This window comes from Agathobaculum massiliense, from assembly GCF_900291975.1.
In the GTDB taxonomy this organism is placed as follows: Bacteria; Bacillota; Clostridia; order Oscillospirales; family Butyricicoccaceae; genus Agathobaculum; species Agathobaculum ammoniilyticum.
Window position 1 is genome coordinate 171,250 of sequence record NZ_OMPN01000001.1, and the last position, 17,283, is coordinate 188,532.

14 protein-coding genes and 1 riboswitch are annotated in these 17,283 nt (G+C 55.3%); of the genes, 8 read left to right on the top strand and 6 right to left on the bottom strand.

Going from position 1 to position 17,283, the window contains the following annotated elements; translation table 11 throughout:
• Window positions 1-408: 408 nt before the first annotated feature.
• Genes dapB through asd form a run of 3 tightly spaced genes read right to left on the bottom strand, consistent with a single transcriptional unit; the run spans window position 409 to window position 3,202 of the window.
• Entirely contained in the window at window positions 409-1,185 is a 777-nt protein-coding gene (gene dapB, locus DBQ51_RS00825) for a 4-hydroxy-tetrahydrodipicolinate reductase (protein ID WP_054325932.1), read from the bottom strand.
• Window positions 1,186-1,205: 20 nt separating this feature from the next.
• Window positions 1,206-2,102, bottom strand: a complete 897-nt coding sequence (dapA, locus tag DBQ51_RS00830; RefSeq protein WP_107630483.1) for a 4-hydroxy-tetrahydrodipicolinate synthase — start codon at window positions 2,100-2,102, stop codon at window positions 1,206-1,208.
• A 17-nt stretch (window positions 2,103-2,119) separates the two neighbouring features.
• Window positions 2,120-3,202, bottom strand: coding sequence for an aspartate-semialdehyde dehydrogenase (asd, locus tag DBQ51_RS00835; RefSeq protein ID WP_107630484.1), 1,083 nt, complete (start codon window positions 3,200-3,202; stop codon window positions 2,120-2,122).
• A 132-nt stretch (window positions 3,203-3,334) separates the two neighbouring features.
• Window positions 3,335-3,517, bottom strand: a riboswitch (Lysine riboswitch).
• 89 nt (window positions 3,518-3,606) lie between these two features.
• On the opposite strand from asd, the gene DBQ51_RS00840 reads away from it, so the two are divergent.
• Both DBQ51_RS00840 and queA read left to right on the top strand, forming a co-directional pair.
• Complete coding sequence (locus DBQ51_RS00840; protein WP_107630485.1) at window positions 3,607-5,268, top strand: SpoIID/LytB domain-containing protein; 1,662 nt, start codon at window positions 3,607-3,609, stop codon at window positions 5,266-5,268.
• Window positions 5,269-5,334: 66 nt separating this feature from the next.
• Entirely contained in the window at window positions 5,335-6,360 is a 1,026-nt protein-coding gene (queA, locus tag DBQ51_RS00845) for a tRNA preQ1(34) S-adenosylmethionine ribosyltransferase-isomerase QueA (protein WP_107632107.1), read from the top strand.
• 54 nt (window positions 6,361-6,414) lie between these two features.
• Here the strand turns inward: queA and zwf are convergent, their stop codons facing one another.
• From zwf to DBQ51_RS00860, 3 genes are read right to left on the bottom strand one after another with little or no spacing between them, the layout of a single operon-like run.
• Window positions 6,415-7,809, bottom strand: a complete 1,395-nt coding sequence (gene zwf, locus DBQ51_RS00850; RefSeq protein ID WP_107630486.1) for a glucose-6-phosphate dehydrogenase — start codon at window positions 7,807-7,809, stop codon at window positions 6,415-6,417.
• Complete coding sequence (gene gndA / locus DBQ51_RS00855; protein WP_054325935.1) at window positions 7,806-9,218, bottom strand: NADP-dependent phosphogluconate dehydrogenase; 1,413 nt, start codon at window positions 9,216-9,218, stop codon at window positions 7,806-7,808. Before gndA ends, zwf begins: the two co-directional genes overlap by 4 nt.
• Window positions 9,215-10,216, bottom strand: a complete 1,002-nt coding sequence (locus tag DBQ51_RS00860) for a lactonase family protein (RefSeq protein WP_159068017.1) — start codon at window positions 10,214-10,216, stop codon at window positions 9,215-9,217. The genes gndA and DBQ51_RS00860 overlap by 4 nt, the downstream gene beginning before the upstream one ends.
• 291 nt (window positions 10,217-10,507) lie before the next feature.
• Here DBQ51_RS00860 and tgt point away from each other — a divergent pair, with 291 nt between their 5' ends.
• The 6 genes from tgt (at window position 10,508) to DBQ51_RS00890 (ending at window position 17,259) form a co-directional block, all read left to right on the top strand.
• Window positions 10,508-11,650 carry a tRNA guanosine(34) transglycosylase Tgt gene (gene tgt / locus DBQ51_RS00865; protein WP_107630488.1) on the top strand — a complete coding sequence of 381 codons (1,143 nt, stop codon included), beginning with the start codon at window positions 10,508-10,510 and terminating at the stop codon, window positions 11,648-11,650.
• A gap of 94 nt (window positions 11,651-11,744) precedes the next feature.
• A complete protein-coding gene (locus DBQ51_RS00870; protein ID WP_147573680.1) occupies window positions 11,745-13,307 on the top strand; it encodes an oligosaccharide flippase family protein in 1,563 nt (520 codons plus the stop codon).
• 104 nt (window positions 13,308-13,411) lie between these two features.
• Window positions 13,412-14,569: a THUMP domain-containing class I SAM-dependent RNA methyltransferase gene (locus DBQ51_RS00875; protein WP_107630490.1), complete on the top strand. Its 1,158-nt coding sequence runs from the start codon at window positions 13,412-13,414 to the stop codon at window positions 14,567-14,569.
• A 156-nt stretch (window positions 14,570-14,725) separates the two neighbouring features.
• Window positions 14,726-15,010, top strand: a complete 285-nt coding sequence (locus tag DBQ51_RS00880; RefSeq protein ID WP_054325939.1) for a co-chaperone GroES — start codon at window positions 14,726-14,728, stop codon at window positions 15,008-15,010.
• A 19-nt stretch (window positions 15,011-15,029) separates the two neighbouring features.
• A complete protein-coding gene (gene groL, locus DBQ51_RS00885; RefSeq protein WP_107630491.1) occupies window positions 15,030-16,655 on the top strand; it encodes a chaperonin GroEL in 1,626 nt (541 codons plus the stop codon).
• Window positions 16,656-16,800: 145 nt separating this feature from the next.
• Complete coding sequence (locus DBQ51_RS00890; RefSeq protein WP_054325941.1) at window positions 16,801-17,259, top strand: NfeD family protein; 459 nt, start codon at window positions 16,801-16,803, stop codon at window positions 17,257-17,259.
• Window positions 17,260-17,283: the final 24 nt, after the last annotated feature.

The window sequence follows — 17,283 nt, forward strand, 5'->3', positions numbered from 1 at the left end:
AAAATTTAATGAAATTCGGTATTATGTCCAGAGCGGGGGATTGTAAATTTGACAGTCTGCACAAAAAACAAAGACAAAAAATGACGCATACCAGTCCAATATGGCTTCGGGAACGGTTTTATACGAAATAAACGAAAGAATTTCAAGGAAAATATACAATTCCCACAAAAACAAAACCGGCGGCGAAAAGTTTTGAAAATTCTATTGACATTCCGGTCTGTTGCGTTTATAGTTTGTCACGGTAACCGAACCAAATTAGTACGCGGTCACGGTACCAAATGCGGCAAAATACCGTAATTACTAAAATTTTGCCACAAAAAAACCCTCTTACTTTCTCTCTTAAAAACAGAAAAGCCCAAAGGACAGAATTGTGCCTTTGGGCTTTTCTGTTTTACTTTTGCAGGGAAATTAGGGAAATTCAATATTGCGGGCTGCAATCACATCGTTCATATCGTATATCCCAGGCTTTTGGCAACCGACCATAAAGGCGGCTGCATCAACAGCGCCAACCGCAAAAACCTCGCGGGAGAGGGCGGTATGCTTGATCTCGATGATTTCGTCCCGTCCGCAGAACAAAACGGTATGTTCGCCAACAATCGTACCGCCGCGGATCGCAGATATACCGATTTCATGTGCAGGACGCTTTTCGCGGCGTTGGTGGCGGTCGTACACATAGGTGGCGTTATAGGGAAGCGCTCCTGCCACGGCATCGGCAAGCATCAGAGCCGTGCCGGAGGGCGCGTCAAGCTTCTGGTTATGATGCTTTTCGATGATCTCCACATCATATTGATCGCCTAAAATAGAGGCGGCTTCGCGAAGGAGAGCGGTCATCAGGTTGATACCGATCGACATATTGCCGGAGCGGAACACGGGGATTTTAGCCGCCGCGCTGCGGATCCGGTCGAGTTGCTCTCCGGTATGGCCGGTGGTGCAGATTACAACCGGAAGATGGTGCTTTTCACAATACGCCAGCAGATGTTCCGTGCTGGAAGCATTGGAGAAATCGATGATTACATCACAGTCAAGCGTACACTCAAAGGGGTCGGAAAAAACCGGAAAATCCGCATATTTTGCCGTATTGACATCAAAACCGGCAACAATCTGCATCGTATTACGGCTGGCGACAATATCGGCGATCACACGGCCCATCCGGCCGCTGCAGCCGGAAAGCGCGATTTTTAACATCTTTTCAAAACTCCTTTAATTTATGACTCGATCCGGCAGCCCACAGCCGCAAGCTCGCGCTGGATATAAGCGGTGTGCTCTTCACTAGGCTCGACAAGCGGAAGGCGCAGCGGCCCGGGATTCCAGCCCAACAGCTCCATAGCCTTCTTGACGGGGATCGGGTTGACTTCACAGAACAATGCGTCGATCAGGTTGTGGTACTTGAGCTGCATGGCAGCGGCTTCCGGATAGCGGTTTTCAAAGCACAGCTGCGTCAGGTCATGCGTTTCCTGCGGGGCAACGTTGGAAAGGACTGAGATGACGCCCTTGCCTCCCAGCGCCATCATGGGGACAATTTGGTCGTCGTTACCCGACCAGACGTTAAGGTCACCCCCGCATTTTGCCATGGTTTCGGCAAGAAGCGTGAAATTGCCGGATGCGGCTTTGATGCCGTTAATGTTTGGATGCTTGGAAAGCTCAAGCAGCGTGTCTGCCGTAAAGCATACGCCGGTCCGGCTGGGAACGTTGTAGAGAATGATCGGCAGGTCGCAGCTGTCAGCAATCGCAGTGTAGTGGGCGAGAAGGCCCCGCTGCGTCGTCTTGTTGTAATAAGGGGTAACAGAAAGGCCGCCTTCGGCGCCACACTCCTTGGCAAACCTGGTCAGTTCGACTGCATAATCCGTGTGGTTCGAACCGACGCCGGCAATAACGGGAACCCTGTGGTTGACATACTCGCAGCACCAGGCGAGAACCTCGCGATGCTCCTTGTCGTGCAGGGCGGATGATTCGCCCGTTGTGCCGCAGACAATGATGGCGTCCGTGCCATGCGCGATCTGATAGTCGATGATGCGTCCGAATTCGTCATAATTTACCGCACCATTCGCCTTGAACGGTGTAATGATCGCAACACCGGCACCGGTAAAAACAGGCTTTTTCATAATTGTCATACTCCTCCTTATCGGTCCATATAGCCTTCGGCGCACAATAACTCGGCCATTAATACGGCACCGCCCGCTGCGCCGCGCAGGGTATTATGTGACAGGCTCACAAATTTATAGTCGTACAGGGCGTCCTCGCGCAGCCGGCCGATCGAAACGCCCATGCCGTTCTCCAGGTCGCGGTCGAGCCTGGTCTGGGGCCGGTCGTCCTCTTCGAAATAGGTCAGGAAATGCGCGGGGGCAGAGGGAAGCGCGAGCTCCTGCGCACGGCCCTGATAGCCACGCCAGCGCGCAATCATTTCTTCCTTGGCGGGTTTGTTTTTGAATTTGACGAACGCTGCCGCCATATGACCGTCCGAGCATGCCACGCGCAGGCATTGTGCGGTGATAACAGGGGAGGAGGCAGGCTCGATATGGTCACCTGCGACGCGGCCCCACACCTTCATCGGCTCTTTTTCACTTTTTTCTTCCTCGCCGCCGATGTAGGGGATAACGTTATCAACCATTTCGCGCCAGCTCTCGAAGGTTTTGCCGGCGCCGGAAATTGCCTGATAGGTGCAGACGGCAACCTCGGTCGGCTCAAAATCCAGCAGGGCGGAAAGGGCGGGTACATAGCTCTGAATCGAACAATTGGACTTGACTGCGATAAAGCCGCGCTTTGTCCCCAAGCGCTTGCGCTGCGCCGGAATGATCGCCGCATGCGCCGCGTTGATTTCCGGAATGATCATCGGCACATCGGGCGTCATGCGGTGAGCCGAATTGTTCGAGCAGACCGGACACTCCAGCTTTGCGTATTTTTCCTCCAGCGCACGGATCTCATCCTTTTTCATGTCCACAGCGCAGAAAATAAAATCCACCTTGGCGGCGATCTCCTCCGCGTCTTCCGTTGCGTCGTACATCACCATGTCCTTGAACTTTTCCGGCATCGGCGCGGTCATCTTCCAGCGGCCCGCGCAGGCTTCCTCATAAGTTTTGCCGCGGTTTCGGCCGGACGCCGCAAGCGCGGCGACCTCAAACCAAGGATGGTTTTCCAGCAGCAGGGAAAAACGCTGCCCGACCATGCCGGTCGCACCGACGATGCCAACTTTGTAATGCTTCATTTCCACATTGTCCTCCCCAAAATTACAAATCGTTGGATAATTTCCGCCAACACGGCAATAAAGAAAAAAACCGGTTGAAAAACCGGTATGATCTATACTATAATAGAAAAAGCGGACAATCCGTATTCTTCTAAAAAGGATAGCTCTCCACCGGCATTGCTGCTGATGACAGACGCAGGGATGTTTTCCTCGACGTCCAGCCCGCCCTGCCGTAACAAGGAGAAGGCTTCGGCGGCAGACCCTTTCTCGCCTGATCAAACGGGGTTACGGCCCCTTCCAGACGATACTGATGAAAACCGCGCCTCTATCGTAGTGACGGAATATACATATCGACTTTATTTTAGAATATGGTCTGTTATTTGTCAATAGAAGCCAGAAGAAATTAATAGGAGGACTTTAATGAAATGAACCGTATGAAAAAAATCCTATCCTTGCTGCTTTGCGTCACAGTGGTGACCGCCTGCTTCACCGGCCTGCCCGCGTCAGCGGCCGATACCAATGTAACGCTGCGCGTCGGGCTTACCATCAGTGGGGAAAATGCCTTTGCTGACCCAAAGCTGGAAAATGTATCCGGCGAGGAGGCCGGCTACACGGTCGGCACGATGGACGGCACCACATTTTCCGGCGGCACGGCTTTATCGGATACTCAGCTTACCGTGAAGCTGGTGAACGATGCTTTCCAGGTGTCGAACACGGCGAACGGTAAGGTCCTGTATACCTCGGCGGCGGGCGCGGATCATTTGGCCATCCGTCCGAACAGCGAGCTGACCTGGTTCAGGGGCTATCAGTGGCGCGGGGATTTTGTGTACAGGCGTTCTTCCAGCGGAAACCTGACTGTTATAAATTATGTTGGATTAGAAGATTATGTGAAGGGCGTTCTTCCGTACGAGATCGATCCGGAATGGCCGGAGGAAGCGCAGAAAGCACAGGCGGTATGCGCACGGTCTTTCGCGCTGGGAACGCATAAGCATACAAGCGACGGGTACGACCTTTGCAATACCACAAACTGCCAGGTCTATCTGGGCGCCAATAAAGCGACCGCGGCTTCTGATGCGGCGGTGGACGCCACAAAGGGGGAATACCTGACCTATGAGGGGGAGCCGGTCATCGGGTATTTCTTTTCATCGGATGGCGGCGCGACCGAGGATGCCGCGAACGTCTGGGGTGGTGACTATCCTTACCTGAAAGGCAAGATCGATCCTTACGAGGAATACGACAGCTCGTGGAGCGTGACCCTCACTGCGGCAGAAGTGCAGAAAAAGCTGATAAGCGCCGGATACACGATCGGCACCGTGGCAAATGTGGAAGTCACCAAGCGGACCGCGACGGACAACGTCAATGAAGTGACTGTGACGGATACGGCTGGCAAACAGGTGATCATTGAGAAAGACGAGGTGCGCACAGTATTCGGACTGGACAGCATCCGGTATACGATCACGCCCAATACTTCTGGCGCCGCGGCCGTCCTGCCGCAGCGCGCAAGCTTGAAGATCAGCCCATCCACGCATAAGGTAACCGCGGATGGCAAGCCGGTCGAGCCGCAGGGCTATAATATCAATGACAACAACTACTATAAGCTGCGCGATATCGCCTACATATTGAATGGTACGGACAGCCAGTTCAATGTGGCATGGGACGGCAGGAACAACCGCATCGAGCTGACCAAAGGTGCGGCCTACCAAACGGTCGGCGGTGAAATGGCTGCGCCGGGTACGACTGCGGTCGAAAGCTGTACGCCCTCGGATTCCACGATCCTGCTGAACGGGAAGGAGATTTCCCTGACAGGCTACCGTGTCAATGGGAACAACTATTATAAGGTGCGTGACATAGGGGAGGCGTTAGGCTTCTCGGTGGGCTTTGAAAGCGAAACGGTTCTGATCCGCACTACCGAGGACGCGGAAGAGCAGGCTCCCGTTACGAATGCCGCGAGCTATACGTTTCAGGGCTCCGGCTGGGGCCACAGCGTAGGCATGAGCCAGTGGGGCGCCTATGCGATGGCCAAGCAGGGCTTTGACTATGAAGAAATACTCAAATTCTATTTTACCGGCGTTTCCGTTGCCGGATAAACGCGGAACAGACAGTAAAGGAGGAAAGCAGCATGGGCGCTCCGCGCGGGCGTCCATGCTTTTATGATGAAAAAAAGCGATTTTTATTTTGATCTTCCAGAGCGGTTGATCGCGCAGCATCCGCTGGAACAGCGTGACGCGTCCCGTCTGTTGGTACTGGATCGGACGGACGGGTCGGTCTCGCACCGGCATTTTCGCGACCTGCTGGCCTATGTCGAGCCGGGGGACTGTATGGTGTTCAATAATTCCCGCGTGATTCCGGCGCGGCTGATGGGGCATGCGGTCGGGCATACGACACCGATCGAGGTACTACTGCTAACGGATAAGGGGGAAGGGCTGTGGGAGTGCCTGACGCGGCCGGGGCGTAAGACACGCACCGGCGTGGAGCTGACCTTTGGGGATGGTATGCTCACCGCCACGGTTGAGGCCGTTCAACCAGACGGGAACCGCCTGATCCGATTCCACCATGAAGGGATTTTCCTGGAAATACTGGATCAGCTCGGCACGATGCCGCTGCCGCCGTATATCAAGGAACAGCTGGATGATCCGGAGCGGTATCAAACGGTTTATTCCAAAACGCCCGGCTCGGCCGCTGCGCCCACGGCAGGCCTCCATTTTACGCCGGAACTGCTGGAGGCGTTGCGGAAAAAGGGGGTAAAGCTTGCCTTTGTCACGCTGCATGTTGGCTTGGGGACGTTCCGGCCTGTCAAGGAGGAGGAGATCACCGACCATGTGATGCACGCCGAATATTATATCATGGATGCGGAAACCGCTGGCCTGATCAACGGTACGCGGGCTGCGGGCGGTAAGATCTGGGCCGTCGGCACGACCGCCTGCCGGACACTGGAAACAATCGCGGATGAAAGCGGGCAGGTACGGCCCCAGTCGGGCTGGACGGATATTTTTATTTACCCGGGCTACCAGTTCAAGGCGGTCGATCACCTTGTGACAAACTTCCATTTGCCGGAGAGCACGCTGATGATGCTGATTTCCGCGTTCGCCACGCGGGAGATGGTGATGAATGCATACCGGCAGGCGATTGGCGAGGAATATCGATTTTTCTCGTTTGGCGATTCCATGCTTCTCTATTAAAATGGGTAAAGGAAAAGAAACAGCGCCGGCATCTGCCGGCGCTGTTTCTTTATATCAGGTCTTGAACCATGCGTGGCCAAACCGCTCGAGCAGCCGGTCGGCCTGCACGGGTCCGGAGGAACCCGTAGGATAGCTGATAAGAGGAAGCCCTGCTTCGCGGTATGCGGTGCGGAGCTGCTCGACGTATTCCCAGCCGGTTTCGATCTGGTCCCATTGGGAGAACCAAAAGTGTTCGCCGCGGATGCAGGCGCCGATCAGCCGTTCATATGCCTCCGGTGTGTTGATGCGGTTTTCCAGCAGGCAGCTTTGGCAAAAATCCATCTTTGCCTGGGTGATATCAGTGGTATCGCCCGGTTTTTGGATATTGAACTGCAGATAGACGCCCTCGGTCGGCTGTATGCGGATGACAAGAACGTTATGCGCAACATCCGGACGGGGGCGCCGGAATGTTACGACGACGTTCATCTCCCGCTCGCCCAGCTTTTTCCCTGTGCGGATATAGAAGGGTGCGCCGCGCCAACGGTCATTGTCAATAAACAGACGTAAAGCAGCGTAGGTATCGGTCTGGGAATGGGCGCCCACCAGCTTTTCCTGCCGGTAGCCCTCATATTGGCCAAGGACGAGCGTATCCTTGATCGGCTCCTGGCCGACCGGACGCAGGGCATGCAAAACCTTGAGCTGTTCCGCGTGCATATCCGAGCCGATATAATCGCTGGGCCTCTCCATCGCCACGATAGAGAGAATTTGGAACAAATGGTTTTGCACCATGTCTTTCATGGCGCCGGCTTCGTCATAATAGCCGCCGCGGGATTCGACGCCAACGTCCTCCAGCGCGGAGATCTGCACGGATTCAATGAAGCGCGCATCCCACAGGTTGGTAAAAATCGGATTGGAGAAGCGGATTGTTTCAATGTTGCGGACCATTTCCTTGCCGAGGTAGTGGTCGATACGGTAGATCTGGTCCGGAGAAAAAATCGTTTCCAGCCGGCGGTTTAAGTCCTTTGCCGCTTCGAGCGTTTCACCGAACGGCTTTTCCAGAATCACCTTGCCGCGGGAGGCGCCTGATACCGACGCCAGATTTTCGGCGATCAGACCGAAAAAGCGGGGCGCGACTGCAAGGTAAAAAATAAATTCCTCAATTCCGTGCGCGCTGAAATAGTCATTCAGCTCCTGATAGGCGGCAGGGTCGGAGAAATCCATGCGGTAGTATGCGATGCGGGAGGCAAATCGCCCGAACGCGCGATCCGAGTAGGGCAGGCGCGCAAACTTCTGCACCCATTCACGGGCAAGCGCACAGTACTGCTCAGTGGTATACTCCCGCCGCCCGATGATAATGATTTGATAATCCTCGGATTCCGCGCCGGAAATGCTTCCGTTGTAAAGCGCGGGCAGGAGTTTGCGGAAGGTCAGATCGCCAGTGCCGCCAAAAATAGTAAAGGCCTTGCTCATTCCGTTTTCCTCCATTCGTGATGAAATGCTCCGGTACGGTCGGTGCGCTCATAGGTGTGCGAGCCGAAGAAGTCGCGCTGTGCCTGGATGAGGTTCGCGCCTGTATGCGGGGAACGGAACGCATCCAGATAGGAGAGCGCGTTTGTCATGGCAGGCAGGGGCAGCCCTGTCCGGATGCCCGAAGCGGCCGCGCTGCGCAGGCTTTGATGGTTTGCGGCAATTTTTTCGTGGAAAAAGCGGTCGAGCAGGAGGTTCCCGAGCAGCGGATCGCGCCGGAATGCGGCGGTGATATCGTTCAGAAAGTCTGCCTGAATGATACAGCCGGCGCGGAAAATAGCGGCGATCGTTCCCAGGTCAAGTGACCAGTGATAGCGTTCGGAAGCGTCCCGCAGCAGCGAAAAGCCCTGGGCGTAAGCGACGATCTTCGCGGCATAAAGCGCGCGGCGGATCTGTTCGGCAAATGCTTTTCGGTCTTGCACCGGAGGAACTGCGTCCACCTCAAGCAGACCAGCCGCCTTTTCGCGGGTTTCCAGCGCATTGGACATGACGCGCGCGCCTGCCGCCGCTGTGATCATGGAAACATCCACGCCCTGGCGAAGCGATTCCATACTTGTCCAGCGTCCGGTGCCTTTTTGAGCCGCGCTGTCAAGAATGTGGTCGATCAGATCGCCGTCCGCAAGGTCGTCCCTCTCCCGAAAAATGTCTGCGGTGATACCGACCAGAAAGCTTTTCAGCTCTCCCTGATTCCAGTCCGCATACAGCTCTGCAAGCGCAGCGTTGGAAAAACCACCGCAATATTTGAGCAGCAGGTAGCTTTCCGCGATAAGCTGCATATCGGCATATTCGATACCGTTGTGGACCATTTTCACATAATGTCCGGCACCATCCGGTCCGATATAGGCACAGCATGGCATTTGCTCCGCGGTCGCCGCGATGGATTCGAGAATAGGCTGCACCGCGGGATACGCGTCCGCATCGCCGCCCGGCATGATGGAGGGGCCGCGGCGGGCGCCTTCCTCTCCGCCGGAAATGCCAACGCCAAAGTATTGGATGCCTTTTTCGGAAAGCATCCGGCTTCTCCGTCGGGTGTCTTCAAAAAAGGAATTTCCCCCATCCAGAAGAATATCACCTGTGGCCAGCAGAGGGAGGAGCTGATCGATCACAGCGTCGACCGGTGCGCCCGCCTGGATCATCAGCATGACGCGGCGCGGCCGCTTGAGGGCGGAGACGAACGACTCCAGTGTATAAAACGGCATAAGATTGGGATGCGGGTGCTCCAGCACCACCGCTTCCGTGACCGAACGGCTACGGTTATAGCCGGCAACGCAAAAACCGTGGTCAGCCATATTGAGCGCAAGGCTACGGCCCATAACGGAAAGTCCGATAATGCCGATATCACAAAGCTTCATTTTTCATGTTCCTTTCTTTCTTGGGCATCAAAAACAATACTGACGCCTTGGTGGATGATTGTATGGCCGCAGGCCGCGCCGAGGCGGCCGGTGGCAGAGTCGCGCGGGAAGCTGACCAGATCGCCGGAAAAGCGGTTTGCCGCGAGCAGCCAGCGTCCGTCCGGCGAGAGGGCGATATCACGCGGATGTTCGCCTCCGGAGGGAATGCGCTGAATGACCTGCAGTTTGCCGTTCCTTCGCTCCAAAACGACGATCTGGTCTGCGCCGCGCACCGAGATATACAGGAACCGGTGGTCCGGTGAAAGACGGATCGCGGCGGCTTCGTCTCGCGCGGGGTCGGGGGAGACCAGCAGCGGAACACGCTGAAATAGGCGGAATTCTCTGTTTCCGCAGATATGGAAGCAGTAAAGGGAATTATCCTTTTGGGCGGCTACATACAGGGCTTGGGATGTCTCATCCAAAACGGCGTGCCGCGGGCCGCTGCCCTGCGGAAAGGGGATCGTGCCGCAGGGGGTGTGATCGGGAATATGGAACATGCGAATCTCGTCCAGCTCCATGCAGGGGACCAGCAGCGTATCCGCGTGAAAAAGGACCTGATGGCAGCCCGCGCCGGGCGCTATGGGTATTGTGTACTGAAAAACCGGTGTCTTATCAGCAATCCGGTAAAAAGAAACCGTTCCGGCGTGAAAATTGGCGGTATACCCATACGTCTGATAGAACGCCGCATGGCAGCCTGCGCTTCCCTCGGTGAAGGCTTCCACCTGAAAGGGGTGGGAAGACTGGCGCAGATCCGCCACACAGAGTCCGGCCTTACCTGCACGCCCTACGACCGACGCCAGCAAACCGTCTTGGCGTATGGCGAGGTATTTGGAGTCAGGCACGTCTAAAACGCAGTTCGCTCCTGTCAATTTACCGGATTCGGCGTCCAGAAAAAAACGATAAATCCCCTGCGAGCGGCTGGAATGGTAGGTGCCGACATAGCCTGTAAAGCGATCCATAAGCATTCTCCTTTGGTAAGCCTGCAGTAACTGCTGTTACTGTAATTGTATGGGCTGCGGATGAAAAAAACAAGTCAAAACGCAAACAATACCTAACAAAAAGATGCCAATCAAATATCCTGGGAATTGCTATAGTATACAATTCTGATAGAATTTTGTCAAAGCGCCGCGTTTGAGGCGGCAAAGCAGCCATTTCAGAGAGGAAAAACGAATTATTTGCCGGTGCAACATTGAAACGGCTGGCGGTTTGTGGTAAAATAGACCCACTGCTTGAAAAGTAACGAGGGAATTATGAAAATAGGAACTTTTAATCTGCTCAAAACAGAGGGATACGCCAGAAGAGGGGAATTTTGCACCGCCCACGGCGTTGTGCAGACACCGGTGTTCCAAAATGTCGGAACGGCCGGCGCGATCAAGGGCGCGGTTGATGCGTTTGACCTGAAAGCGCTCGGATGTCAAATCGAACTGTCCAACACCTATCATCTGCATGTGCGGCCGGGGGATCAGATCGTCAGGCAAATGGGCGGGCTGCACCGCTTTATGCGTTGGGACGGCCCCATGCTGACCGATTCCGGCGGCTTTCAGGTGTTCTCTCTGGCTACGTTACGCAAAATCAAGGAAGAGGGCGTAACGTTCCATTCGCATGTCGATGGGCGCAGGATTTTTATGGGGCCGGAGGAAAGCATGCGGATCCAGTCGAACCTCGGCTCGGATATTGCAATGGCGTTTGACGAATGCATTGAAAATCCGGCGCCGCGCGAATATGTTAAAGACTCGATCGACCGGACAACCCGCTGGCTGCGGCGCTGTAAGGCAGAGCTTACGCGGCTCAACAGCCTGCCGGATACGGTAAATCCGCAGCAGATGCTGTTCGGCATCAATCAGGGCGGCACCTATGACGACCTGCGCATCGAGCATATGCAGGCGATTGCAGAGCTTGACCTGCCCGGCTATGCGATCGGCGGCCTCGCGGTGGGCGAAAGCACCGAGGTCATGTATCACATCCTGGATGTGGTGCTGCCGCATGCGCCGGAAAACAAGCCGCGTTATTTGATGGGAGTTGGCACACCGTCCAACATCATCGAAGGCGTGGCGCGCGGCGTCGATTTCTTTGACTGCGTCATGCCGACCAGAAACGCAAGGCATGGACACCTGTTCACGCATAATGGTATTTTAAACATTATGAACGCAAAATATCAGACGGATGACCGGCCGATCGAGGAAGGCTGCGGGTGCCCGACCTGCCAGAGATTCAGCCGTGCTTATCTCCGCCACCTGCTCAAAAGCGGTGAAATGCTATCTCAGCGCCTGTTGGTCATGCATAACCTGTGGTTCTATAACCATTTGATGCAGGAGATCCGTGATGCACTCGAACAGGGCACATTTGCTGCGTTCCGCGCGGAATACAGCGAAAAAATGAGCAAAAGGATATAAGGGTATACCAGGCTTTCTCCTATGTGGAGAAGGCCTTTTTCTTTCATATCCGTGCATAACTCGGCATAGCCTTAAAGTGAAATGGGGTCATGCCGTGCGGATTCAGAAAAAAACGATTCTATATGCGGCCGGAATCCTTGCCTGCGGCAATTTGGCGCTGCAGGCGCTGGGATTCCTTTATCGCGTTATCCTCAGCCACTTTGCCGGCGCGGAGGGGCTTGGCGTTTACCGCCTAGTCAATTCCGCCTATCTGGTACTCAATGCCGGCTGCCTTTCCGGCGTGACCATGGCCTGCTCCCGTCTGAGCGCGGCCAGCGAGGCAAGGGGAGAGCGCGGAAAAATCGGTGCGATCCTCCGGCTGGCGTTCACAGTTTTTTTTACACTATGTACATTCTGCGCGGCGGTCATCCTGCTTTTCGGAAACAGGATCGCGGCCGGATGGCTGGGAGATATCCGGTGCGCCAAGGCGTTCCCGTTCGTTCTGTTATGCCTCACGCTGACCGGTGTGGAGAATATCTTCAAGTCCCTGTTTATCGGCCTGGAACAAATGCAGTTTACCGCCTATTCCGAGGTAGGAGAACAACTGATCCGGATTTTATCAGTCGGTATCCTGTTATATGAATACCAGGGAGAGGATTACGGAACGATCGCTATGCTGATTTTTGCTGGCATGGTGGTGAGCGAAGTGTTCAGCGCTTTGTTCCTGACACGTCTGTTCCAGAAAAATATAGCGGCTGGTCAGCGCGCCGGAAGACTCGACGCAGAGACAAGCAAGCAGTTTTTCTTTATCGCGTTGCCGCTTTCCGCATCGGCTTTGGTCGGCAATATCATCAGCTCGGCCGGTTCGGTCCTGCTTCCTCAGCGGCTGATGGTGGCCGGACTGACCTATGAACAGGCACTCTCGGCACTCGGTGTAATCTCCGGTATGGCGATGCCTCTGCTTCTTCTTCCAGTGGCGCTGGTCAGCTCAGTCTGCACCGCTCTGCTTCCGGCAGTCACCGCAGCGCAGGCGGTCGGGAATATCAAGCGCGTGCAGGCGTTAATCGGCAGATCGGTTTCCACCGTCGGCCTGATTGCGCTGCCTGCTACAGCGGTGCTGATTCCGCTTGCGCCGCAGTTGAGCGAGTTCTTCTTTGGCCAGCCGTTGACGGCCGGTTATGTAGCCCTGCTGGGAGCGGTCGCAATCGTCAGTTACTACCAGATGTCGTCCGGCAGCCTGTTGAACGCGCTCGGGCTGCAGCATTTGAATGTGGTCACGGCAGTCAGCGCGGAGCTGGTCCAGCTCTGCCTGATGTATCGCTGGTGCGCACGGCCGACACTCGGCATTTACGGTTATCTGCTCGCCATGCTGCTGACCAGCGCGGGTGCGTTTCTAATCAATTTCTGCATTTTGCAGCGGCATACCGGCTTCGCGGTCCGGCCGCTGCGCCGCTTTGGCGTTCCGCTACTATGCGGCGCTACCCTTTTTTGCTGGACGCGGATTTTCTACTCTGTTCTGCAAGAGTACCTCATGAATGATATTGCTGCACTGGGGGCGACAGTGTGCGGCGCAGGGCTTCTATACGTCGTTGTGCTGCGGCTGTTGGGCATACGTCTGATCCGATATCTGTCCCGCAGAATCGAAAAGCCACAGATGCCAAACGTCTGTATGTGGTAGACCGTCTTGACAAAATACCCCTGAACGGATAAGATTAAGTACAACAGAACGGCTCCTGCCCGGCAGCGGCAGGGGCTTTTTTTCGGAAGAAAAGAGGGAATCGAATGGAACTGACCATGTGCTGCCCGACTCTGTTCGGGCTGGAAGGGATCGTCGCGGACGAACTTCGGTTCGGGGGAAAGCTGGAGGAAGTGCATGCCGAGAACGGCAGGGTTTTATTTGCGGGAGATGAAAATACGCTCGCATGGGCCAATCTGAACCTGCGCTGTGCGGAGCGCGTCCTGATCCGTCTCGGCGTGTTTCCCGCGAAAAGCTTCGACGCTCTGTTCGAGGGTGTGCGCGCGCTGCCTTGGGAGCAGTTTATTCCGAGGGACGGGTCCTTCCCCGTCAAGGGGTACAGCCTTGATTCGGCGCTCCACTCCATACCGGACTGCCAGCGGATCGTGAAAAAAGCGGTGGTGGAACGTTTGGGACATGCCTATGGTCTATCCTGGTTCGAGGAAACCGGCGCGAAATACCAGATACAGTTTTCCATTATGCGCGATACAGCGGAGGTATTTCTGGATACCTCCGGCCTGGGGCTGCATAAGCGCGGATATCGCGCAAACAGCAACGCCGCGCCGTTGCGGGAGACGCTCGCGGCAGCCATGGTCAAGCTGGCACGCTGGCGTGGACGAGAACCGCTGCTGGATCCATTCTGCGGTTCGGGAACGATTGCGATTGAAGCGGCGATGATCGCCCAGCGGCGCGCGCCCGGGCTGCTTCGGTCATTTGAGGCGGAGAAATGGGGTTGCCTTGACGCAGACGCCTGGCGGCTGGCTCGCGAAGCGGCCATCGACCTGACGGATGGCGGCGCGCGGTTTTCGATTGTTGGAAGCGATATCGATCCAGCATGCGTCCAGCTTTCCATGGAGAACGCACGGAAAGCGGGCGTTGCGGGTACGGTGTTTTTTGAGCAGGTAGATGCTGTGCAGCACGATTACAGCGGGGAAGGGGTGGTGTTTGCCAATCCCCCATATGGCGAACGGCTGCTCGATGTGCAGCAGGCGGAAGCGCTCTATCGTGCGTTCGGACGCGCAACAGGGAAATCACCGATGAAGCAGTATATTCTAAGCTCGGACCCGCTGTTTGAGCGCTGTTACAGCCGGCCAGCGGATAAAAGGCGGAAGCTGTATAACGGCATGATCAAATGCGAGCTTCATATGTACTATAAGCACTCAATGCATTCGTCTGCTAAAAAACGAGAAAACGGGTCAAAGTGATTCACAAAAAATTCATAAATTTTATGTCAGTTTTTCCAAAAAAACTCTTGCACAACGAAAAGAGTTGATGTAATATAATAATCGAGTTAGCACTCAGGACAAAAGAGTGCTAAACCCTGATTCAGTCAACTTTAATTTTTATAGGAGGAACCCGTTATGAAACTCAAGCCCCTTTCTGATCGTGTTGTTATCAAGATGATCGAGGCGGAGGAGACCACTGCCAGCGGCATCATCCTCACCGCGTCTGCGCAGGAAAAGCCGCAGGTCGCTGAAATCATCGAGGTCGGCCCGGGCGGCGTTGTCGATGGTAAGGAGATCAAAATGGAGGTCCAGAAGGGCCAGAAGGTCATTACCAGTAAGTACACCGGCACAGAGGTCAAGCTGGACGGCGAAACCTACATCATCGTTCGTCAGGGCGATATTCTTGCAATCGTAGAGTAATTTGAGGAGGTAATTTATCATGGCGAAACAGCTTATTTACGGCGAGGACGCGCGCAAGGCGCTGCAGCGCGGCATCGATCAGCTCGCCGATACCGTTAAAGTTACGATCGGTCCGAAGGGCCGCAATGTTGTTCTGGACAAGAAGTACGGCGCGCCGCTGATCACCAACGACGGCGTCACCATCGCTAAGGAGATCGAGCTTGACGATCCCTATGAGAACATGGGCGCGCAGCTTGTGAAGGAAGTTGCGACCAAGACTAACGACGTGGCGGGCGACGGCACCACCACCGCGACCGTGCTCGCGCAGGCGTTCGTGCGAGAGGGTCTGAAGAACGTGGCTGCGGGCGCAAACCCGATGGTCATGCGTCGCGGCATTTCCAAGGCGGTCAATGCGGCGGTAGAAGCGATCGCCAAGAATTCCAAGGCGGTTGACGGCTCCAATGATATCGCCCGTGTCGGTGCGATCTCTTCCAGCGATGACGAGATCGGCCAGCTGATCGCGGAGGCGATGGAAAAGGTTTCGACCGACGGCGTAATCACGGTGGAAGAGTCCAAAACTGCGGAAACCTATTCCGAGGTTGTCGAGGGCATGCAGTTTGACCGCGGCTATGTCACCCCCTATATGTGTACGGATACCGAGAAGATGGAAGCAAATCTGGACGATGCGCTGGTCCTGATTACGGACAAGAAGCTGTCTAACATCCAGGAGCTGCTGCCGATTCTGGAGCAGGTTGTTAAGTCCGGCAAGAAGCTGCTGCTTATTGCCGAGGATATCGAGGGCGAGGCGCTGTCCACCCTGATCGTTAACCGCCTGCGCGGCACGTTCACCTGTGTTGCGGTCAAGGCGCCGGGCTTCGGCGACCGCCGCAAGGATATGCTGCGTGATATCGCGATCTTGACCGGCGGCACGGTAATCTCCGAAGAGATCGGCATCGAGCTTAAGGACGCCACCATGGATATGCTGGGTTCTGCGCGTCAGATCAAGGTCACCAAGGAAACCACCACGATTGTGGATGGCGCGGGCGACAAGCAGGATATCGCCAACCGCGTAGCCGAGATCCGCGGCGCGATCGAGCGCACAACTTCCGACTTTGACCGTGAGAAGCTGCAGGAGCGCTTGGCTAAACTGGCGGGCGGCGTAGCGGTCATCAAGGTCGGCGCTGCTACCGAGACTGAGATGAAAGAGAAGAAGCTGCGCATCGAGGACGCCCTCAACGCGACCCGCGCGGCTGTTGAGGAAGGCATCGTAGCCGGCGGCGGCGTTGCGTATGTCAATGCGATCGCAGCAGTCGAGGCGCTGTCCGAGACCGCCGAGGGCGACGAAAAGACCGGCATGCAGATCGTTGCGCGCGGCCTTGAGGCGCCGATGGCACAGATTGCGATCAACGCGGGCATTGAAGGCGCAATCGTTGTCGATAAGGTCAAGAATTCCGGCAAGGTCGGCTATGGCTTTGACGCGGCGACCGAGACATATGGCGATATGATCACCAATGGTATCGTCGACCCGACCAAGGTTAACCGCTCCGCGCTGCAGAACGCGGCGTCCGTGGCTTCCATGGTGCTGACCACCGAGAGCTTGGTTGCGGATAAGAAGGAACCTGTAGCTCCGGCTCCGGCTGCACCGGATATGGGCGGCATGTATTAATCCAAATTCCCGTTCGGTTTAAAAAAATACTCCGACAATTAAAGTCGGAGTATTTTTTCATAGGCACGGACACGACCCTCATTTGTTTTTGCTGTACTTTTACCGCCGGTCATGATATACTAGAGCAAAGGAGGGGATAGTAAATATGATTTTTGGCGTTGACAGTCTCTATATCTGGGTGGCTGTTATCATCATCGGCGTTGCGGTCGAAGCTTTTTCGCTGGACCTGTCGGCAATCTGGTTTGCGGTCGGCGGCGTTGCAGCGTTGATCGCCGCGAGTATTGGGCTGGAGATGTCCGCGCAGTTGGTCATCTTCGTTTTGTTCTCCGCGGTTTTGCTTCTGCTGGTCCGTCCGTTTTGCCGGCGCTTCCTCAAGACCAAAAAGGAAGCGACCAATGCAGACCGCATCATTGGTCAATCTGCTATCGTAACGGAGGGGATTGACAATATCCGCGAAACTGGCGCAGTCCGTATATCGGGAAATATATGGACTGCACGCAGCGCGGATGATTCCCTTGTCCCGCAGGGCGCAATGGTCGAAATTTTGGAAATCCGCGGCGTCAAGGTGATCGTAAAAAGGTTGGATAAAGATTCAGTTAAGTAAAGGAGAACACTATGCCTTATTTAG